Source organism: Paenibacillus turicensis, from assembly GCF_017873435.1.
In the GTDB taxonomy this organism is placed as follows: domain Bacteria; phylum Bacillota; class Bacilli; order Paenibacillales; family Paenibacillaceae; genus Fontibacillus; species Fontibacillus turicensis.
In genome coordinates this window covers 36,532-58,307 of the sequence record NZ_JAGGKG010000013.1, presented here as the reverse complement: position 1 = coordinate 58,307, position 21,776 = coordinate 36,532, and the positions used below count along the sequence as shown (strand labels likewise).

The 21,776-nt window shown below is 39.9% G+C and carries 20 protein-coding genes; 13 read left to right on the top strand and 7 right to left on the bottom strand.

Annotated features, from left to right (window positions below):
• Positions 1-9: 9 nt before the first annotated feature.
• Together J2Z32_RS13860 and J2Z32_RS13855 are read right to left on the bottom strand one after the other, a co-directional pair.
• Positions 10-1,113 carry a DUF1648 domain-containing protein gene (locus J2Z32_RS13860; protein ID WP_210089773.1) on the bottom strand — a complete coding sequence of 368 codons (1,104 nt, stop codon included), beginning with the start codon at positions 1,111-1,113 and terminating at the stop codon, positions 10-12.
• Between the two features lie 11 nt (positions 1,114-1,124).
• On the bottom strand, positions 1,125-1,511 hold the full coding sequence (locus J2Z32_RS13855; protein ID WP_210089772.1) for a GntR family transcriptional regulator: 387 nt from the start codon (positions 1,509-1,511) through the stop codon (positions 1,125-1,127).
• Between the two features lie 380 nt (positions 1,512-1,891).
• On the opposite strand from J2Z32_RS13855, the gene J2Z32_RS13850 reads away from it, so the two are divergent.
• The 3 genes from J2Z32_RS13850 (at position 1,892) to J2Z32_RS13840 (ending at position 4,393) form a co-directional block, all read left to right on the top strand.
• The gene (locus J2Z32_RS13850; protein WP_210089771.1) at positions 1,892-2,419 is read left to right on the top strand and encodes an NAD(P)H-dependent oxidoreductase; all 528 of its coding nucleotides are present in this window, start codon (positions 1,892-1,894) and stop codon (positions 2,417-2,419) included.
• Positions 2,420-2,782: 363 nt separating this feature from the next.
• A complete protein-coding gene (gene rsgA, locus J2Z32_RS13845) occupies positions 2,783-3,883 on the top strand; it encodes a ribosome small subunit-dependent GTPase A (RefSeq protein WP_210089770.1) in 1,101 nt (366 codons plus the stop codon).
• 78 nt (positions 3,884-3,961) lie between these two features.
• Positions 3,962-4,393, top strand: a complete 432-nt coding sequence (locus J2Z32_RS13840; protein WP_210089769.1) for a hypothetical protein — start codon at positions 3,962-3,964, stop codon at positions 4,391-4,393.
• A 6-nt stretch (positions 4,394-4,399) separates the two neighbouring features.
• Here the strand turns inward: J2Z32_RS13840 and J2Z32_RS13835 are convergent, their stop codons facing one another.
• Positions 4,400-5,326 carry an AraC family transcriptional regulator gene (locus tag J2Z32_RS13835; protein WP_210089768.1) on the bottom strand — a complete coding sequence of 309 codons (927 nt, stop codon included), beginning with the start codon at positions 5,324-5,326 and terminating at the stop codon, positions 4,400-4,402.
• Between the two features lie 178 nt (positions 5,327-5,504).
• Here J2Z32_RS13835 and J2Z32_RS13830 point away from each other — a divergent pair, with 178 nt between their 5' ends.
• Positions 5,505-6,578: a pectinesterase family protein gene (locus J2Z32_RS13830; protein WP_210089767.1), complete on the top strand. Its 1,074-nt coding sequence runs from the start codon at positions 5,505-5,507 to the stop codon at positions 6,576-6,578.
• A gap of 44 nt (positions 6,579-6,622) precedes the next feature.
• Here the strand turns inward: J2Z32_RS13830 and J2Z32_RS13825 are convergent, their stop codons facing one another.
• Positions 6,623-7,270, bottom strand: a complete 648-nt coding sequence (locus tag J2Z32_RS13825) for a hypothetical protein (RefSeq protein WP_210089766.1) — start codon at positions 7,268-7,270, stop codon at positions 6,623-6,625.
• 185 nt (positions 7,271-7,455) lie between these two features.
• Positions 7,456-10,167 (bottom strand): aconitate hydratase AcnA, encoded by a 2,712-nt coding sequence (gene acnA / locus J2Z32_RS13820; RefSeq protein WP_210089765.1) that lies wholly within the window; start codon positions 10,165-10,167, stop codon positions 7,456-7,458.
• Positions 10,168-10,334: 167 nt separating this feature from the next.
• Between acnA and J2Z32_RS13815 the strand changes: the two genes are divergently transcribed.
• The 9 genes from J2Z32_RS13815 to J2Z32_RS13775 all read left to right on the top strand — a co-directional run bounded on the left by J2Z32_RS13815 (position 10,335) and on the right by J2Z32_RS13775 (position 19,393).
• A complete protein-coding gene (locus tag J2Z32_RS13815; RefSeq protein ID WP_210089764.1) occupies positions 10,335-11,330 on the top strand; it encodes an amidase domain-containing protein in 996 nt (331 codons plus the stop codon).
• A gap of 30 nt (positions 11,331-11,360) precedes the next feature.
• On the top strand, positions 11,361-12,476 hold the full coding sequence (locus J2Z32_RS13810) for a D-alanine--D-alanine ligase (RefSeq protein ID WP_210089763.1): 1,116 nt from the start codon (positions 11,361-11,363) through the stop codon (positions 12,474-12,476).
• Positions 12,477-12,533: 57 nt separating this feature from the next.
• Positions 12,534-12,851, top strand: coding sequence for a hypothetical protein (locus J2Z32_RS13805; RefSeq protein ID WP_210089762.1), 318 nt, complete (start codon positions 12,534-12,536; stop codon positions 12,849-12,851).
• Between the two features lie 2 nt (positions 12,852-12,853).
• Positions 12,854-13,855: a UV DNA damage repair endonuclease UvsE gene (uvsE, locus tag J2Z32_RS13800; RefSeq protein ID WP_210089761.1), complete on the top strand. Its 1,002-nt coding sequence runs from the start codon at positions 12,854-12,856 to the stop codon at positions 13,853-13,855.
• Positions 13,856-13,926: 71 nt separating this feature from the next.
• On the top strand, positions 13,927-14,697 hold the full coding sequence (gene fabI, locus J2Z32_RS13795; protein ID WP_210089760.1) for an enoyl-ACP reductase FabI: 771 nt from the start codon (positions 13,927-13,929) through the stop codon (positions 14,695-14,697).
• A 442-nt stretch (positions 14,698-15,139) separates the two neighbouring features.
• Entirely contained in the window at positions 15,140-16,000 is an 861-nt protein-coding gene (locus J2Z32_RS13790) for an inositol monophosphatase family protein (protein ID WP_210089842.1), read from the top strand.
• Between the two features lie 224 nt (positions 16,001-16,224).
• Positions 16,225-17,055, top strand: coding sequence for a nucleotidyltransferase domain-containing protein (locus tag J2Z32_RS13785; protein WP_210089759.1), 831 nt, complete (start codon positions 16,225-16,227; stop codon positions 17,053-17,055).
• A gap of 55 nt (positions 17,056-17,110) precedes the next feature.
• The gene (locus J2Z32_RS13780) at positions 17,111-18,103 is read left to right on the top strand and encodes a GNAT family N-acetyltransferase (RefSeq protein WP_210089758.1); all 993 of its coding nucleotides are present in this window, start codon (positions 17,111-17,113) and stop codon (positions 18,101-18,103) included.
• 45 nt (positions 18,104-18,148) lie between these two features.
• Entirely contained in the window at positions 18,149-19,393 is a 1,245-nt protein-coding gene (locus tag J2Z32_RS13775) for an SGNH/GDSL hydrolase family protein (RefSeq protein ID WP_210089757.1), read from the top strand.
• Here J2Z32_RS13775 and J2Z32_RS13770 read toward each other — a convergent pair.
• Both J2Z32_RS13770 and J2Z32_RS13765 read right to left on the bottom strand, forming a co-directional pair.
• On the bottom strand, positions 19,385-20,164 hold the full coding sequence (locus J2Z32_RS13770; protein WP_210089756.1) for a GNAT family N-acetyltransferase: 780 nt from the start codon (positions 20,162-20,164) through the stop codon (positions 19,385-19,387). The two genes, J2Z32_RS13775 and J2Z32_RS13770, sit on opposite strands and share 9 nt — an antisense overlap.
• A gap of 218 nt (positions 20,165-20,382) precedes the next feature.
• Positions 20,383-21,699: a glutamate-1-semialdehyde 2,1-aminomutase gene (locus J2Z32_RS13765; protein ID WP_210089755.1), complete on the bottom strand. Its 1,317-nt coding sequence runs from the start codon at positions 21,697-21,699 to the stop codon at positions 20,383-20,385.
• Between the last annotated feature and the right edge of the window lie 77 nt (positions 21,700-21,776).

Below are 21,776 nucleotides of genomic sequence, written 5' to 3'. Positions count from 1 at the left end.
CAAAATAAGTTACTTACTAAGAAGTGAGCTTATTATGATGAACGCAATAATTCCAATTAGAATTACCCAACTTAACGGATGTGCAAAGTTAAGAGTCCAGCCAATTCCATTCCGTTTTTCGATCGAAAAGGAGGGATCGTTACGATTAAAATAAATATATCCTAGCTTCCAATGGACATCATCATTAACTGGCTGTGCTTGGGATCGCTCTTGTTCGTTTTTAGGATTACGAAGGTCTCCGCCACCTTGTCTACTTAGTAGAGAAATAAGTAAGGCGCCTAATATAATGAGAACGGGTATGGTGAAGCTTACCATCAGTAAAAGTAATGGATGTGGAACTAACATATTAATCTGAATCATCGCGAATAAAAAGGTGAGTAAAAAGCTAGTAACGATCGTAAATAAAGACCATCTTCTACGGAATTTTATGTTTTTTACCGCAAACGTAGTAGGGTTAGTTACAGATAACTGTTGTTTGCTTTTTTTAATACTCCAATTGACAAACATCATTAACCCGATTGTTGAGAGCTGCACCAAACTTAATCCCATTACAGATAAGTAGGTTTTGGGTGCGCTTGAGGTTACGTTACCTTGTAAATCAAATTTCATTGGGATTACATTAGGCAAGGCATCATAGTTAAGAAGCGTAATGACTGCCATAATGATGGCAATTGTAAAGGGAATAGCAAACCAATAATTGGAATGCGTTAATTTTTGCTGGCGAAAAGAAGTATCTATCATTATTTTTTGCGTCGTTGTTGCTTGATCAGGAAGTGATTGCTTGATTAACTTCATTTTATAATAAAATAAAATATTTAATGTAATGTAATAGGCAGTAAAGACGACTACACCAATTATGCTAATAATGGATCTTGATTGCTCACTTTGTGAGATTACAAAGTAAAGACAGAACAGTATAATCACACTAGCTCCAATAAGACTATAAGTAGCATACTTGCGTCGAAGCACACGTAACGTTGGACTAAAATAGTGAAATTCACTAACGGTAACACCAAAGCTGACTGTTTCTCTTGTCATATAAGGAATAAAGGAGAGCATCAGCACCAAAGGAACAATAATAAATAGAATGGGTAATAAAATAAATAGTTGCATCTAAATCACTCCTAATAGGGATGTTTAATTTCCTCATATATATCACTTAATACAGTGCTTAACTCTTCCTTACTCATTCCTCTGCACAATGCTTCGGCAATGATTGGTCTTAATTCCTGGCGTTGCTTGTTCAAAAAATCATCGGTTACGGGAGGCATGCCATCTGGATTAACAACAACCCCTTTTTGTCGATGAATCTGAATGTAACCGTCTTGTTTAAGCAGGGTATATGCTTTATTTACGGTGTGCAGGTTTACACCTATATCTGCCGCTAAGTTTCGGACAGACGGTAAGGCTTCCCCAAGCTGTAGCTCCCCACTCGCGACACCCTCTATAATTTGATAAACAAGCTGAGAATAAATAGGAAGCTCGGATTGCATATCTAAGTTAATAATCATTTTTTAAGCCTCCACGTTAACTGTTATATATAAACTATAACAGATAGATAAGGAAACAACAATTATATTTTAAGCTTTACACAAAGTAAGAGGGTGCAAGGCTCTCCGAACTTTAATTTAAGCGGTTGTGGATAAATACAAAAAATAAAAACTGATATTTTATATTTTGTGGATAATAAAAAGTGCAAAAATGAAATTATCCACAAAAAAGATAATTTTTATTTAATTAAATTAAATTTTGATAAAAATGCTAACAATTTATACACATTATCACCAGACCTATTGTGAATGAAATCGATTTTATTGCTGTTTTCGAGTGAAAGCGGTTTGTTGTAGATAAAATTGCGATATAATAGACTATTAGAAAGGATGGATTATGTATGCGTACACTAGTTATTTTGGCTCATCCACATTTTGAGCAATCTCGTTTGAACAGTAGAGTAGTAAAGGAATTACAAGGAAAAGAAGAGGTGACGATTCACAATCTGTATGAAGCTTATCCAAATGAACAGCTTGATGTTGCAAGGGAACAAGCGCTTGTTGAAGCCCATGATCGCATTGTGTTTCAATTTCCCTTCTATTGGTACAGCTCACCACCGCTTTTGAAAAAGTGGATTGATGAGGTCATTGTTTATGGCTGGGCATATGGTTCTCCAGAGGCGGTTGCACTTCGGGGCAAGGAGTTGTTAATTTCAATCACTACTGGTAGTGTGAAGGAAAACTATACGTCAGAAGGACGTAACAAATTTACAATCGATGAGCTTTTAAGACCTTACGAGGCAACAAGCAACTTAATCGGAATGACATTGCTACCGCATAATGTGTTATATGGGGCTTCAGTTATTACAGATGAAGAGCTAGAGGAGGCTGTAAAGCCTTATTCGGCTAAGATAACCAGTAAAAAATAACTATAGTTATTTTGTTGGGTGCAGATGCGTTGACTTTGTATCCCATACTGAATAAACTAACACTATAAATGAATTCAGGAAGGAGCTGTGTGAAATGAAAAAGGTGAATATGAACGTGATTGTTACAATCTTGGTAGCCTATACAATTTCATTTAATAGCTCAAGCCCAATTCATTTAAATGTTGATTTAAAGTGAGTTAATTTACTAAATTACTGTTTAGTAATTACCATTTGCTAAATTCTAAATGTCAATGAGACCGGGAGAGCTAACGCTTTTGCGGTCTTTTTTATGTGTGTAACAATGAGAGTAGACTGCGAGGCGTGATTTCGTGGTCTTTTTGTGCTGCAAAAAAGGGAGGATTTATGGATAAATTTACAGAGGAAGCATTAGAACGTTATGGTTGGAATTCACGGGTAAGTAGTAGTTGGAAGGAGCATTACGGCAGTAGTACTACATTGTCGCCTGCACGTGTACTTGCGGATTATGGACAGAAATATACGATAATTACTTCTGAAGGCGAGTTGTGGGGAGAAGTAACGGGTAAATTCAGATATGGGATTCAAGAGGGAGGAGCGCAGGAGTTGCCTGTTGTAGGTGATTGGGTTGCGGTTGAAATTAGAAAAGGAGATGGAGCCGCAAGCATTCATCATATTTTACCTCGTTATAGTCAGGTTTCTAGACAAGCGGCAGGAATCGAAATCAAGGAGCAAATCGTTGCTTCAAATGTAGATATTTTATTTCTGGTAATGGCTTTAAACCATGATTTTAATTTACGAAGATTAGAACGTTATTTAATTATGGCTTGGAATAGTGGGGTTACACCTGTTGTTTTACTCAGTAAAACGGATTTATGTGATCAGCTTGAGGACTATATTGCAGAAGTGAAGCAGACAGCGATGGGTGTAGATGTTATTGCTGTTAGTGCCTTACAAAATCAAGGGATGGAGCAGCTTGACTCCTTTTTAACTCCAGGAGTTACCTGTGCCTTAACAGGCTCGTCAGGTTGCGGAAAGTCAACCTTATTAAATCGATTGTCTGGCAGTGAAATACAGCTTACACAGGATATACGGGAGCAGGATAGTAAGGGGAGACATACAACAACACATCGCGAAATTTTCACTTTACCAAGTGGTGCAGCTTTGATTGACACGCCTGGAATGCGTGAGCTACATTTATGGGATGATGGGGGAACTGGGGTATCCAATGTATTTACAGAAATTGATGAGTTAGCTAAGCTGTGTAGGTTTCGTGACTGTAAGCATGAGCAAGAGCTTGGTTGTGCCGTTCAAAATGCTATTCAGCAAGGAGAGCTTGAACGCTCTCGGCTAGCCAATTATCATCGTACCTCACGCGAGCTCAAATTTCAGGCTAATAAGCAACGTCAGCAGGAGATGATGAAGGCAAAAGGAACTAAGAAAAAGCCTAATAAATCTCGTAAACTCATTCCAGAGGACTGGGAGTGATTATGATTGGTTCGGAAATTGTTTGAAAGTATAATTGAAATTGACTTTGGGGCATAGATAAATGAAGGGAGCCTATTGATGTTACCACAACAACTCGTTGATTTTTGTAAAAGTAAAAACTGGTGGTATGAGGAGGCTTCACAGGAGTATGAGCAAGCATTTATGAAGCTAGACATTCCGCTTGATTCCGACTTTGCTAAATTTTATTTGCATGTAGAGGATGGCCCTACCTTTTTAAGTAGAAATAAGGAGCTATACCATATTGGCTGGTTTATAGTAAACACCAATTATAGGCTTAATATGACAAGTGCTCATGAGACATTGCAGCTCCCAGAAGCGTACATTCCACTAGATAGCTTTGAAGGTGAATATGGCTATTTCTATGATCGTCAAAGTGGTGAGGTTTTACGGCTTAGCTTGGGCGAAGAGTGGCATCAATTTCAAAGAGGTGAGCTTAAGCCACAATGGGCTAGCTTTAATGCATTTTTGGTGTGGTATTTCGACTTGTAATGTGCCCTATAGCTTCTTGTATCCTCTCCGATAGTACCTTGGAGTGTATCCTGATATTTTTTTAAAGCAAACATTAAAGTTTGAAGTATGTGTATAACCAACGAGGTCACTAATTACATGAATAGGCAAATTTGTTTCTCGTAGCAGTTTTTTTGCCTCACGAATTCGGATATTTTGCAGGTAATCACAAAAACGATAACCAGTAATTTGCTTAAATACTCGGCTTAAATGAGAGGGACTAACATAAAAGACTTGGGCTAAGCTGTCCAATGTATGTTGCTCATAAAAATACAGATTTAAATAGGAAGTAATTTCATTAATGACTGAATATAAAGGATGTTGGTTAGATCTCTCTTTACTAGCTTGTAATTGTTGTTGCTGTGTACGGTAAATGTGTATGAGTAGCTCAATAAGTAAAGCTCTAATCATATCCATGCTTCCAGCTTGGGAAGTTGTCGTTTCAAATAATATTTTAAAAAATAGCTCTTCCACAGCCATTTGTTCGTTTATGTTCAGGTGAACGACAGATGGTTTTTTTGTGTCTTCCAATAAAGGCAGAGATGAACGTGCTAGTTCTATATCTATAAAAGTAGCGTCAAAGGTAAGATGTATTTGCTCACACAGTTCAGGTTGGAGATCTTTGAATTGAGGGTTTTCGAAAAGGGATTGTTTTTTAGTGTGATTTAGGTGGAAAGAAGGTACAAGCAATAGATCTCCTTGATTTAAAATGACCGCCTCATTGGGAATCCAACAGGTTGTTAATCCACGAAGTACATAACTGATTTCATAGGAGGGGGAAGTAGGGACGGAATATTCCCCTTGCTGTGGTTTAGTATGAATTGTTTGAAAAGATTGGTGATTTTGAAGATGTCTAATGGAGAAAGTATGTGTATCGATGGAAACGTCAGGCAAGGGCATATTTAACGTAATCATATCGCAAATCTCCTTTTGAGGCTCGGCATTGTCTTTCCTAACATGACAAAATTAGCAAAATGAAAACGTGTTCATAACAAGATAAGCAAAATTTAATCTACCTATCTATACTATACTTAAAAACGAAGACAAATGTAAATTAAATCTAATTATGTAAATTGAAAGGGTGTAGAAAGGGATGAAGCTAATTATGGATAAGCAGTCTGCTCACAAAAAATCTAGCTGGAAAAGAAGGTTAGTTACACCATCACTTCTCATGATGTTATGCAGCTTAGTACTACCTATGGAAGCAGTTGGGGCAATGGATTCAGTAAGCTCACTAGAACCATCCGAAGCAATAGTATTTAATGCAGCCACACTAAATGTCACTCAAAAAACGATTGTTGTGGATCGGAATGGGTCAGGTCAATTTAAAACCGTGCAATCTGCCATCAACTCCATTCCATCTGGGGGCACCACTCAATACAAAATTGAAATTAAAAAGGGAACCTATTATGAGAAAATCAACATTCCTTCCTCTAAGCCCAGCATTAGACTTGTAGGCGAGTCAGCAGGGAATACGATATTGACCTTCAATGATACAAATAGTAGCGCAGGGGGAACAACAAAAAGTGCAAGCACAACGGTTCGCTCCAAGGATTTTCATGCTGAAAATATAACCTTTAGTAACACTGCAGGCCGTAATGCAGGTCAAGCTGTTGCTATTTATGTAGCAAGTGACCGTGCAACATTCCGTAATGTCCGTATGTTAGGTTATCAAGATACGTTATACGCTCATAGCGGCAGACAGTTATATGAAAATTGCTATATTGAAGGTACTGTTGACTTTATTTTTGGTGGTGCTACCGCTGTGTTTAAAAATAGTGAGATTAGAAGTCTTGGCAATGGGTATATCACAGCGGCTTCAACCGATGCAGGTGCAAAATACGGCTACGTATTTATTGATTGCAGACTAACACAGTCCTCTGGCGGAGGTTATCAGGTCTATTTAGGTCGTCCATGGCGTCCTTATAGTGCAGTGATATTTATGACGACATGGATGGATGGCCATATCAGACCTGAAGGCTGGAACAACTGGAACGATGCAGCGAATGAAAAAACAGCACGTTATGCTGAGTTTAATAATAGTGGTCCAGGCTGGAATAAGAGAGCTCGAGTTAGATGGGCAAGCACATTGTCAGCGCAACAGGCTTCAGGCATAAATGTATATTCTGTTCTAGCTGGAAATGAAGGCTGGAATCCATATAAATGATTTCATATGCTTAAATCCATAAATTGAAAATATAAGGCTAGAGTTCATTGCTCGTTTCCATATTTAATTAAGGCATCCGTAAATATTTGTTCTAATTTCTCAGTGATTTCACCTTTATATTGAAAATCGTAAGGGATATCTTCTTCTTTACCTTGTAATTTACCCTTACTTGGTTGCTTCAAAGGTATCTTTCCATAATAGACGCCTTTTACAAAATAAATATTGGGGTCAGTAAGGCTTTTATCTAGGAAAAGAAGATACTCTTCCTTTTCATTCATTAACTGGTAGCCTTCTACCCCGTAAACAATGGTACCTTTGCTCGTTTGTTCTGTTGCACCATTTTCCAGAACAGTAATATGACTACCAATCGTAATCTCTTTATTTTTAGATTTGATTACCTTATTAATTTTTATCGCAGATTTTGTCCCATAGCCAATCACATCTCCCATATTATCCCGTTCAATATAATCATTTTCAACACGATCCTTAGTTCCACTTACAATTAATTCTGAGGAGGTTTCTAAGTCATTAAAATCAAAGTAGCTGATCACTTTTGCTGAAGCATTAATATATTTTACGCCGTTTGCCTCTAGCTCTTCCTTATCACTAGCAAATTTGAATAACGAAATGATCAGTAGTGTAGCTGCAATTAAAGTAACGTTTCTCCTATATCTTTTTTTTCTATTTTTCATATGTTTCCCTCCTATGCGTTACAAATATATAAACGAGAGATTTATTTAAAAATTTCCAATAAACACCCTATAAACTAAAAAAAGGTTGAATTTTGCATAAAAAAGGCGATGCACCCTGTAAGATAACATTGGGATGCATCGCCTTTTAAACTATTATTAAAATCTATTAAATAAGACTCAATATCTTATTGCCCAATCATTTGACGCAATACAGTTTGTAAAATACCACCGTTATGATAGTAATCCACGTCCACCATACTGTCTAATCTAGCGACCACAGTGAAATCAAAGCCACTGCCATCTTGACGTACTGCGGTGACACTAAGCTTTTGACCTGGCTGTACTTCGTTATCTAGCCCATGAATGTGGAACGTTTCTGTGCCATCAATGCCAAGCTGCTTCCAGCTTTGACCTTCTTGGAACTGTAGTGGTAATACGCCCATACCAACAAGGTTACTACGGTGAATACGTTCAAAGCTTTCAGCGATAACCGCCTTCACTCCAAGGAGGTAGGTGCCTTTGGCTGCCCAGTCACGTGAGCTTCCTGTACCGTATTCTTTGCCTGCAATGACAACTAAGTTTTGACCATGCTTTTGATACAACATGGAAGCGTCATAGATTGACATCACCTCGTCTTTAGGCAAATATTTTGTAACGCCACCTTCTGTCCCAGGAGCAACAGAGTTACGGATACGGATGTTGGCAAAAGTACCACGCATCATCACCTCATGATTACCACGACGGGAACCATAGGAGTTGAAGTCCTTACGCTCTACACCGTTATCCTTCAAGTATTCGCCTGCTGGACTGGATGGTGCAATGCTACCTGCTGGGGAGATGTGGTCTGTCGTTACAGAATCGCCTAGTAAAGCAAGTACTTTTGCTTCTTCAATATTACAAATATCCTGCAAGCCATCTGTAATTTTTTCAAAGAATGGTGGGTTTTGAATATACGTTGACTTATTATCCCACTCATACAATTCACCTTTAGGCACATCAATGGCATTCCAACGCTCATTTTGGGTAAACACTTTTTCATATTTGCTACGGAACATATTAGCATCTAAGGCAGCGCTAATCGTTTCCTTAATTTCTTGGGAAGAAGGCCAAATGTCCTTCAAATATACAGGTTCACCTTGCTGATCATAACCTAACGGCTCTGTTTGCAAGTCGATGTTTACTGTTCCTGCTAACGCATATGCGACAACAAGCGGTGGTGAAGCAAGATAGTTTGCTTTTACCTGTGCGTGTACACGTCCTTCAAAGTTACGGTTACCAGACAAGACTGCGGCTACAGTTAGATCATTGTCAGTAATTGCCGTACTTACCTCTTCAGGAAGAGGGCCAGAGTTACCGATACAAGTTGCACAGCCGTAACCAGCCACGTTAAATCCAAGCTTCTCAAGCGGTTCAATTAGGCCAGCTTTTTGCAAGTATTCAGTAACAACAAGTGAACCAGGTGTTAAGCTACTTTTTACATAACCAGGTTTGGTTAAGCCACGCTGTACCGCCTTTTTCGCAAGCAGACCAGCACCCACCATTACACTTGGGTTCGAGGTGTTCGTACAGCTTGTGATTGCAGCAATCACGACCGCGCCTGCTTTTAACTTGCTTGTGTTGCCATCTGTATGCGTAATTTGAATCTCTTCATTTAATTTCTCTTCACTTAATCCATAACCACCCTTTTCAATTGGGGTACGGATAATATCATTGAATTCTTGCTTCATATTTGTAAGCTCAATGCGATCCTGCGGACGTTTAGGTCCTGCAAGACTTGGTACAACCGTAGCTAAATCCAATTCAATAATATCTGTAAAGGTTGGATCAGGTGTTGCCGCTGTACGGAACATGCCTTGGGCTTTGTAATATTGCTTCACAAGCTCAACCTGCTCCTCAGAGCGACCTGTACTGCTTAAATAGTTTAGTGTTTCATCGTCTACTGGGAAGTAACCAACTGTCGCACCATATTCAGGTGCCATGTTAGCCACTGTCGCGCGGTCTGCCAAGCTAATATTTGCTAATCCAGGTCCAAAAAACTCAACAAACTTGCCAACAACGCCTTTTTTACGCAAAATTTGCGTAACAGTTAAGGCCAAGTCAGTAGCAGTAGCGCCCTCTGCCAAGGAGCCCTTTAGCTTAAAGCCAATAACCTCTGGTGTTACAAAGTATAACGGTTGACCTAACATGCCTGCTTCGGCTTCAATCCCACCAACACCCCAACCAACAACGCCAAGTCCATTGATCATCGTAGTGTGTGAATCTGTTCCGACAAGGGAGTCAGGGAATACTAATGTTTTGCCATCTACCGTTTTTGTAGCTGCAACGGATGCCAAGTATTCAAGGTTAACCTGGTGAACAATTCCTGTAGCAGGTGGAACTGCACGGAAATTATCAAACGCCGTTTGCGCCCAACGCAAGAAACGGTAACGCTCTTCATTTCGTTCAAATTCAACATTCATATTATATTCAAGCGCTTCTGGTGTTCCGAAGGCATCCACCATGACAGAATGGTCAATGACAAGGTCTACAGGGACAAGTGGATTAATTTGCTTCGGGTCGCCACCTGCTTTTTTAACGGTATCACGCATAGCAGCAAGATCAACAACAACCGGTACGCCTGTAAAATCCTGAAGAACGATACGCGCAGGAATAAACGGAATTTCCTTGTTATGATCCTGTGCATCACCCCAAGAGGCGATTTGCTTTACGTGATCTTCTGTAATTGCTCTACCATCAAATTGACGCACTGCGGCTTCTAATAACACTTTAATGGAGAAGGGTAGTTTAGAAATACTTCCGAATCCTTGCTCTTCCAGAGCTTGTAGATCGTAATAATGGTATTGTTTCCCGTTCACCTCAAGGGGACGGGCTATGGAAAAAAAAGAAGTATTGGACATTTAAAAACCTCCTAAGTTTCATTCTGTGAAACACAATTCCAAAAAACACACTATAATTAGTATAATGTCGTTTCAATGGTTTAGTAAAGAACTTTTTACTACCAGTTCTTCATACTACCTTGGCTTTTTTCATATACATGGAAGGAATTAGGGAGGAGGGTGTATTGATGAATGAAGGCTGGAGACAAACGTTATCGATGTACGTGAATCAATATAATCGGGATCAGGTTAATTATGAAGGAAGACAAAATGAAACAAAAATTACGGACCTTAATTATTTGCTTAAAAGTGGGGATCGCAAGGCTAGATTATCTTCATGGTATGAGGCTCGTGGTGCAACCCCTTTACGAAATGAAACGAAGGCGAAGCTAATTTCTCAATCCAACCGAGGAGAGGGTGAGGTCGAAATTGATTTGCAGCTGGCAAGAAATACTTCGTATGAAAAAGGAGGCATATCGCACCAAGAGCAAATTGTTGAGCATCATCAGCTTATTTTGCAACGAGATGGGCAAGATTGGTTAATTACGAAGGTATTTATTTTTGTACCAGAAGCGAAAAGTGTGCCTCAACCACCAATACAACCCTTAGATGAAGAAACGCCAACACGTATCCCCGCGCCATTTCTAAATACAGGGTTATTAGGCTACAGTGGTAGAAGTATCGCATATCGTCGTCAGGATGCGGTAGCGTATGCAGATCGATGGTGGGACAGCTTTAATCCTGAATTTGCGGAATTTGAAGTCAATTGTACAAACTATGTCTCTCAATGCCTCTTTGCAGGTGGAGCCCCAATAAATTATACTGGAAAAAGGGAAACAGGTTGGTGGTACAAAGGGTATGTAAATGGGCAAGAGCAGTGGAGCTATAGCTGGGCTGTATCCGCCGCTTTAGAGCGTTATTTGTCCACAAGCACGACAGGTCTAAGAGCTACCGTAGTTGAACGTGCAGAGCAGCTAGAGCTTGGTGACGTCATTTTTTATGATTGGGATGGTGACGGACGGTACCAGCATAGTACAATTGTGACTGCCTTTGACGCTGGCGGAATGCCGCTTGTGAATGCCAATACTGTACCTAGCAGGCATCGTTACTGGGATTATAAAGATTCCTACGCCTGGACAGAACAAACGGTATATCGCTTTTTCCATATTGCGGATTGGTTCTAATTAAAAACATAGAAGAGAGATGTTAAAAACATGGGTTTGGATAAATTAAAGGTTGGATTGATTTACGGTGGTAAGTCTGGTGAGCATGAAGTATCATTGCAAACGGCTTTTTCGGTAGCCGCCGCATTTGATTACGATAAATATGAGCTACGTCCATTTTATGTGACCAAGGAAGGACAATGGCGTGTAGGGGAACCACGTAATAAAGCTTTTGATGAGCTAGAGGAGTTAAAGCTTGAGAATCAAGGGGATCAGGGTAACGCAGGTCAGACCTCAACAGCTATTGAGCTTCTTTTTAGCAAGCTAGCTACAGGTCAAGGTGCGATTGACGTTGCTTTCCCATTGGTACATGGTACATTTGGTGAGGATGGCACAATTCAAGGCTTATTTGAAATGGCTGACCTACCTTATGTTGGGGCAAGTGTGCTTGCATCTGCTGCGGGAATGGATAAAGTAATCATGAAAAAGCTATTTGCAGAAGCAGGCTTAGAGCAATGTAAATATTGTTATTTTACCGCTTCAGAATGGCAGGCGAACAGCTATACTTACATTCAGCAGGTGGAAGATGAGCTAGGTTATCCTTGCTTTGTTAAGCCAGCGAATCTTGGTTCTAGCGTGGGTATCTCTAAAGCAAATAATCGTGAGCAATTAGAGCAAGCGGTGTTATATGCGTTTAAATATGACTTGAAGGTTATTGTAGAGGAATTTGTGGATGCGCGTGAGGTTGAAGTAGGGGTTCTTGGGAATGATGAACCACTAGCCTCTGTACCTGGTGAAATTGTTTCTTCAGGTGAATACTACGATTATCAGGCAAAATATATTGATGGAAAATCACAAATGCTGATTCCTGCTCCACTAGATACTGAGGTTGCTGATGCAGTACGTGATTTGGCAGTAGCCGCTTTTAAAGCAGTGGCATGTACTGGGCTTTGTCGAGCGGATTTCTTTATTACGAAGTCAACTGGGCAAATTTGGATTAATGAAGTAAATACAATGCCAGGCTTTACCTCATATAGTATGTATCCATTGCTTTGGAGAGAGACAGGGGTAGGTTATTCTGCATTAATCGATCGCCTTATTTCCTTAGCTATGGAGCGTTATACCGTTCGTAAGGAGCTTCATTTTGAAAAGGAGTTACTTGTTTAATATAGTAGTATACACACTCTATTTGAACTAATAGAAACCAAAAAGGAGCGAGTATCCATGGGTTTTGCCACAGAATTTAATTCAGTATGTAAGTTTAAAAATGAACAGGAGTTATATGAGCTTTTGGAGTATGGTCGTGGAAAAATGCTTAAGAAGGGTCTGCGTGTATACCCGACAGGTCAAAAGGTCATTGCATATTCATTAGATAATCAGGCGGTAGCCATCGTAAAAATAACCGCAAGCGTCGCTGAAATTAACTTTAATGGCGAAGAGGTTACATCTGTGGAGCTACAGCTTGTGCGTAAGCTTACGGAGGAAGAAGCAGCGATTCAAACTGCTTTGGCTTATGAAATGTTTTTTGGCGAGGCAGAGTAAAGGTGATTGTCCGTTTTGGTTATGTCGCTATGTCTACTACGGTTCAGCATGCATCACCCTCTAGAACGATGACGTTCAAGACGTTTCAAGGTATTGAGGATCGTGCCGCAGCCTTGCGCCGTCTTGAATCGATTGCACGTGAGAACCTGCATAATACCTTGCGTTTGCTTAGGCATAATGCAGCACATGGAATTCAGGTGTATCGGTTTTCCTCCAAGCTCATTCCACTTGCAACACACGGCGAGCTTGGGGATTGGAATCCATATCCTGTGCTGCAGGACGCCTTTGAAGAGATTGGCGATTTTGTGAAAAAGCATGAGATGCGCGTTTCCTTTCATCCAGATCATTTCACAGTGCTAAGCACACCAAGACCAGAGGTGCTTCGTAACTCGATTCGTGACTTAGAGCATCATGTTGCCATGCTTCAAGCGATGGGCCTAAGTGGACAAGCTAAAAATAACATCCATGTGGGCGGGGCGTATGGAGACAAGCCTTCAGCAGCGGAGCGTTTTATTCAGAATGTCACCGCACTACCTGATGAGATTAAGGAACGGCTTACGTTTGAAAATGATGACAAAACCTTTAACGCCGTTGAAACGTTGGATATATGTAAAAAGCTAGGTATCCCTATGGTGCTTGATATTCACCATCAATGGGTAAACAATGAAGGGGAATCTCCGGCAGACCTATGGGAAGATATTATGAAGACATGGACAACTCCATATGCTCAGGCTGGTTCAAGCCCTGATCATCCTTTGCCTCCTAAAATTCATACCTCTAGCCCTAAAAGCGTTAGCGATCCTAGAGGACATGCCGACCATGTAATCGTGACCCCCTTGCTTGATTTTTTACGCAAAATTGCACCTACCACCAAGCAGGTGGATGTGATGTTAGAGGCGAAGCTTAAGGATGGAGCATTATTTACTTTAATGGCGGATTTGGCGGAATTCCATAATGAGGGCGTCGAGATTATAGATGAGGCAACCGTAGTGATTAAAGGTTGAAAATAAGCTGTAAATACGGTAAGTTGGACACATGCATAGCTTTAAAATAAAGCAAAAGAGGAGGCGTATTAATGAGTAACTTATTAGATGGAAAAAATATTATTGTAATGGGTGTTGCCAACGATCGCAGTATCGCATGGGCGATTGCTCAAAGCTTAGCTGCTCAAGGAGCACGTCTTGCCTTTACATACGAGAGTGAACGTGTAGAAGGTCGTGTACGTAAACTAGCTGAAAGTATTCCAGGGTCTGTCATTTTACCATGTAATGTGGCAGAGGATAGTGAGATTGATACGTTAGCAGCGAAGCTGAAGGATGAATTTGGTGTGTTACATGGACTTGTACACAGCATTGCCTTTGCTAAAGCTGAGGATTTAGCAGGTGGTTTCGTAGAGACGTCTCGTGATGGCTTTGCCCTTGCGCAAAACATTAGCGTGTATTCATTAGTGGCTGTCGCTGCAAAATTGGCTCCATTAATGACTGAAGGCGGTAGCATCTTAACGATGACATATATGGGCGCTGAGCGTGTAATGCGTAACTACAACGTGATGGGTGTGGCAAAAGCAGCACTTGAATCGTCTGTCCGCTATTTAGCAAATGATCTTGGTCCTCAAAATATTCGTGTTAATGCAATTTCCGCTGGACCGATTCGTACTCTTGCTGCAAAAGGAATTAGCGACTTCAATTCTATCTTGAAGCAGGTAGAAGAAAAAGCACCACTTCGTCGCACAACGGAGGTGGCTGAGGTTGGAGATACAGCGATGTTCCTAATGAGTCAGCTTTCTAGAGGAATTACTGGTGAAGTTATTTTTGTAGATGGTGGATATAATATTGTAGGGGCTTAATGCCTCATTAACTAGCACATTAAAAGTTCGTCCCAAGATAGGCATTGCTTATGAAAGGGTACGGGCTTTTTGTGCAAATAGAGCAAGAACGCCTTTTTTATGTCGTAGTACAGACAAAGGACGTCAACTTTGAAACCCTTTTAACGTATATTTAATAGAGAGAGTATGGTTAGAAATTGGCTCAATACTATAATTAATACTAGACAAATTAAGAGGTAAGAGGCTACGTAGCAGAGAGTGATTTCAACCGCTGTTAATGTCCCACTTTCTTTTATAACATGTGTTGAGTTGATGATAAAAAGGAATATGATTTTAACACAATCGCAAGAACGCTCTGGATCGTAGCTTTCCAGACTCCTATCGTTATCATGGACTAATTTATAAATAGAGCCAAATTATTGTTTTGAAATTCGAGTTTACTATAGAAAGTAGAGTGAGAGCATTGGATTTAATTGATAAGGTCCCTTATGTAGTAGGAAGTAAAAGTCCAACTGCTGTAGCGATTAATTGTGCAGCTAAAACAGGAGAATGGATTAAAAGCCGATTAGGTGCTGTGAAGGAGTTATCTACGAAGTTTTCGTCGCAGGATTTAGTGACAGATGTAGACAAAGGTGCGGAAACCATGATCCGCAATTTAATTTTAACCCATTTTCCGGATCATACGATTCTTGGTGAAGAAGGGGTACAGCCAGGTTCAGCAGCGTCTATCGAGGCGTTACAAAATGCACTTGATGCAGAATATTTATGGATTGTTGATCCGATTGATGGAACGACTAACTTTGTGCAAGGTTTTCCTTATTTTTGTGTATCGATTGCCCTTGCATATAAAGGGGAATTGATTGTTGGTGTCATTTATGACCCGATGCGTGATGAATTGTTTGTCGCTGAAAAGGGCAAAGGCGCTTATATCCATGGTGTGAAGTCAGAAGTATCTGTTGAGCAAAAGGTAAGCGATAGCGTACTAGCGATTGGCTTCAATCCTGATCGTGATTATGCGTTGCCTTTGAATATGAAGGCGATTAATGCTTTAGCTGATCAGACACGTAGCTTGCGGGCGATGGGCTCTGCGGCGATGCATTTAGCTTATGTAGCTGCTGGAAGACTAAGTGGCTATTATGAGGTAGGTTTAAACTCTTGGGATATTGCAGCAGGTGTGTTGCTTGTTCAGGAATCTGGCGGTAAGGTAACGGATACGTTAGGCAACGATTTTCATCTAGGTGTTCGTAACTTAATTGCAACCAATGGCAAAATTCATGATGAACTCGTACAGAAAATTCAGGATGCGGGTGCGACTGGATTGTAATTATTCTAAAAGGATCTAAACCACTAATTTAAATGATAACCCTTTTAAAATTCTATATATGTTGTATAAAAGTATGGTGCAAGTAAGCGTCCTGTAGTTGATATGGGACGTTTATTTTTTTAGAAAACCTCGATCCTGTTATGCTAATATTGAAGGGAAATGGCTATATATTAGACTATTAACACGGTTAGCTCTTGTTAATCTTAGAAATGAAGGAGTATGCTATGTTACCACAAAGTGTAGAGAAAATAATAGAAGCTTTTTGTCATAATTTAGAGCATTATCATGTGAAAATTGATGCCATCTACTTATACGGTTCTGTTGCCTTAGGAGGGTACATCGAAGGTTCTAGTGATATTGATTTTATTGCAATACTTGCTGAGCCTCTAAGTGAAACCGATGTTCAATCCATTTCATTAGCTCACCAGCAGATCGAAGACATTTTTCCTCAAAGAGATATTATGGGGTCCTATTTACTTAAAAGTGATATAGGAAAATCACAAAATGAAATTAGCAATTTGTTAACCTACTACAATAAAGAAATACATACAAATGGTTATGGTGCGGATATTAATCCTGTTACTTGGTGGACGATCAAACATTATAATCTGCAAGTATATGGGTCTGCAGTAGCTTTAGATTATGAAATAGGGGTTAAACCATTACTAACCTATGTCATTGATAATTTAAATTCGTATTGGTTCGGCTGGATTGAGCGATTGGAAGAGCAATTAAAAATAGCCCATGAAATAGAACTGAATATGAATTCAGAACAGATTGATGAAGTGGTCGAGTGGTGTACACTAGGTATGTTGAGGCAACTATACACCTTAAAAGAGCATGATATAAAGAGTAAGGTTGAAGCAGGGTATTATGGGCTTAGCATCGTACCAGAAGAGTGGCATGGACTTATATATGAGGCTATAAATATAAAACGACTTCTTCCAGAACGATACTATTATGCTAATGAAATAAGATTAAGTGATCTTGTAGCGTTACTTCGTTATATTTGGATAGAGGCTAATTGTGTTTATAATGAAGGTTTATTGTCTTAGCTAGAGTTAATTAGGGGATGTAATCTTTTAATAACGGCACAAGGAGGAGTTATTTATGTCCAAAAATGTTATAGGGGAACATAAAAAATATACGGTTGTAAACGCTAAACCAGAACATATCCAAGAAATCTGTTCTATTTTTAATTCTGTTTATAAAGAAGCTATTACTGAAAACCCTATTATCCCCTATGTAGATATGAAGAAGTTTCTTATAGAGACATTGCCTTACTGGATTGAAGAAGGTTTTGTTTTTGTTGCTTTACTGGAGGAGCAAGTTGTTGGTTACATGTCAGGAATCCCCGTAGAAAAGTTTTTTGGTTCAGCCGAGGGTGCATTTATTCCGTTATATGGACATGGCACAGTCAAAGAAAATCGTAAGCAGGTTTATCAGATGCTTTATACATATGCTTCAGATATTTGGGTGAAGCAAGGACAAAGAAATCATTTATTAACTTTATTTTGTGAGACACAGGATAGTGTGGACATATGGGTATCGCTTGGCTTTGGCAATCACTGTGTAGATGCAATTTGTTCACCAGACAAGATAAAAATAGCCCAGAGTATCTCTAATATTTCAGTAGTTAAAGCCACAAACGATCGGTTAGATCATATTAAACCGTTATGTTACGCTGATCATTTACAATATTACCAAGCACCTTCATTTATTTATACTGAAAACAAAACAGAAGAAGAGGTAATGAATGATTTTAGTAATTGGATGTGTGAAGCAAATCGGCATTTATGGATCGCCTATGAAAATAATGAGCCAGTAGGATATATGCGCTTAGCAGAGTCAGGTGAATCGTTTATATCAAGAGCGCCTGAAATGATGAATATTACAGGGGGATATGTTAGACCAGATTACCGTAACAAAGGAATTGCAGATCTATTATTATCTCATGTAGCGGCTTGGAGTATAGGGAACGGTTATACGTTATGTGGAGTTGACTTTGAGTCCGTCAATGTGCCTGCAAACAACTTCTGGAGTCGTTATTTTTCACCTTATACCTTTAGCATGCTACGTAAAATTGATGATCGGATAAAATAGCAGTTTAGTTTGTTTGTATGCATATGAAAGTAGGAGGGTCTAATTTTGCTTAATCTAAAAAGAAAGCTATTATCGCTTATCGTAGTCATTGTACTAGTAGCAAATATGATGATCCCATCAGTTATAGTTGCATCGGATTTAAAACCATACACGATTGTAGCCTTAGGAGATTCTATCACTGCTGGTTTTGAACCTGATCACAAGCTTGGCGTTGGTACTTACGGCTTTGTGGAGCGGCTGGAGGAGCAAGGCTGGTTCCATAGTGAGACGCAGGCCATTAATTTAGGGGTAGTTGGTTTAACAAGCGATGGTCTATTAAATTACGTCACTGCATTGCAGACTGGAAAGGCGGTAACTGCGGATTCTATTCAGACAGATCTGAAAGATTCACGTATTCATGTTCTTGCAAATGACATAAGTACAAATAGACAAAAATTAATGAATGCAGATGTAATCACAGTTACGATTGGTGGAAATGATTTAGTTCAAGTAATAACAAGGCTTAAATTATCTAACCTTACACAATTCAAGGCAGACTTAAATGCTGCCATAGCTGCTTATAAACAAAATTTACAAAAAATGTTGGAAGCCATTTATGTAATAAATCCCACTGCTAAAATCATAGTTGCAGATCAATACCAACCGATTCCGCAAAAGGCAGTAGGTTTCCTATATCCTTTTTTGCAGGAAAGCATGAAACAGTTTACCCAATCAACTGAAATGGTAGCGAGCCAATTTTCCAAAAATAATAGGCAGGTGCAGGTTGTGCATTTAGCTGAGCTCTTTAAGGGGAAGGAGTCGGTCTATACACATATTGACACCTATCGGGATATTCATCCCAATCAAGAAGGCTATGAGCTGATTGCGAAGGAGATAAGTATGTTAATCTGGGGGAAACATTTAGATACGGCTGGGAGTGAAGGGAAATCACCACTAGCTATCGTTTTCCGGGGACACGAGTTGAAATTAAACTCCGTGTTATCTCCTTTGTTTGCTAATGGGGTTATGTATATGCCTGTGTCTGAATTAGTAAGCGAATTAGGTGGGAGCGTAGGTTGGAGAAATACAACGAAGAGCATTAGCATACATTTTGAGGGTAAAGAGTTGCTTCAAGCGGTAACAACAATGGAACATGCTAATTCTAGCAAGGAGCAGCCCTCCGCAATCCTAATCAATAACAAAAACAGTAAGCAAGGAGCAAAAGTCTATATCTCATTACAATGGATAACAAAGCAACTAGGCCTAAAAATGAAATATAGTGAGCATATGAAAACGGTGTTTTTATTTTAACGTTTTTATCATTTGCAGTTCACTATCACTGCCTTTAGTGTGGAAATCATACTTTTCATACATAGCAATTGCACGCTTGTTCAGGATATCAGCCGCTAGAAATCCTTTTATTGCCCCATTCGCAGCACCAAATTGAATGGCTTGTTCCATTAACTGCTTACCATATCCCAATCCTTGGTACTGGGGGTCAACAGCAATCTCTCTAATCCATAACGTTGTACCTTCGTTATAAATAGAAACACAGCAAAAGCCTACAATTGCGGATTCCTTGCGTGCAATAATAACTTTATTTTCACATAGCCATGCTGTGAACCATGCTTCAGTCTCGCCTTCAAATCCTCTGGATTGCAGTCTGCATTTCTGAGATACAAGGGAGACTTCCTGACATTCATTTTCTTTCAAAAACTCAATCTTATCCTGAGTATTCAAGTCATTAGCTGTATCTGCTAAGCTATCATTCCAATAGTCTGTGTACTCGCCCCATTCTATAAAACCAAGCTGTTCAAGCTGCTTCGCATACTGGCGTGGCACAAAATGTAGACGGAGTTCGCCTGAGAGATTAGCAATAAACGTAAGAAGTGCTGCAAAATGATTAGTGGCAAAATAAAGCATTTGAGGTGTTTGCGTGTTATCTTGTAACAAGATTAAACCTTCTTGATCACATAACACATCGGCATGCTTACAATCCTCATAGTCAACATAGTTGATAGATGAGTAGGTGTAGCTTTTAGACTTATCTATTATGGTATTAAAAGTACTTTCCGTTATCATTTTGCTCCCCCTAGCAGCGTATTTAATTACGTCTAGAAACCAAGTTTTAAACATATACGCTTGGTCTATTTGTCCTAAAATTAAAGATCGCAAAACCAGATTTCACGAAATTACACTTACAATTGCTCCGAGTGTAAATCGTGAATACCAATCTGGTTTTTTAGCGACCTTTATTTTAGCTTCATCATTCTATTTTAGTGCTAGTATTATACTTAATGCTAAAACTCCGTCTTCATCGCCTTAAAGGAAGCTTCAGCCGCCTCTAGCGTGAAATCAATGTCCTCATCAGTATGCGCCGTAGTTAGGAACCACGCTTCATACTTAGAAGGGGCTAGGTTGACACCACGGTCTAACATATGACGGAAGAAGGAAGCAAATTGCTCACTGCTTGTATCTTGCGCTTCCTCATAGTTTGTAACAGGGTGATTGCAGAAGTGTGTGGAGAAAGCACCACGAATTTGATTAATGGTTAAGTCAATATCATGACGTTTTGCTGATTCTGCTAAACCTGTTGTTAAACGGGTCGCCAAGCGCTCCATTTCTTCGTATACGCCAGGTTGCTGTAAAACTTCTAAGCACGCTATTCCTGAGGAGATCGAAGCAGGGTTTCCTGCCATCGTACCTGCTTGGTAGGTTGGGCCTAGTGGGGCAACCTGTTCCATAATTTCCTTGCTACCGCCATAGGCACCAATCGGTAATCCACCACCAATAATTTTACCTAATGCGGTTAGGTCAGGGGTGATTTCTTTATGATTAGCAAGTCCAGCGTAAGTTTGTGTAGAGCCATAATGGAAACGGAAGGCTGTAATAACCTCATCGTAAATGACTAATGAGCCGTTAGCATGAGCTAGACGACATACATCTTCTAAGAAGCCTGCCTTAGGCATTACCATGCCAAAGTTGCCAACGATAGGTTCAACCATCACTGCTGCGACATCGTCTCCCCATTTGCTTAATGCAGCTTGTAGGGCGTCTGCATCGTTAAACGGTACAGTAATGACCTCTTGTGCCAAGCTTGCTGGAATCCCAGCGCTATCTGGAATGCCTAAGGTAGAGGGCCCAGAACCAGCGGCAACTAAGACAAGGTCAGAATGACCATGGTAGCAGCCAGCAAATTTAATGATTTTATTCCGCTTCGTAAAAGCACGAGCCACACGAATTGTAGTCATGACAGCTTCTGTGCCCGAGTTCACGAAACGGACTTTATCCATAGAAGGAATCGCCTCTTTAAGCATCATTGCGAGCTTGATTTCAAGCTCAGTTGGTGTGCCATACAATACACCGTTAGCTGCTGCCTTTGTAATGGCTTCTGTAATATGAGGGTGAGCATGTCCAGTAATAATTGGACCGTATGCTGCTAAGTAGTCCACATAACGATTGCCGTCCACGTCCCAGAAATGTGCACCTTGAGCTTTGCTCATAAAGACAGGTGCTCCGCCACCCACCGCCTTGAAGGATCGAGAAGGACTATTGACACCTCCTACAATATGCTTCAATGCTTCAGCGTGAAGACGTTCTGATTGACTGCGCTTCATTTCAAAAAACTTCCTTTCTCACTTAGGTTTACGAACAAAATAGCTGAAAATGATACAACCTCAGTCCCTTACTTAAC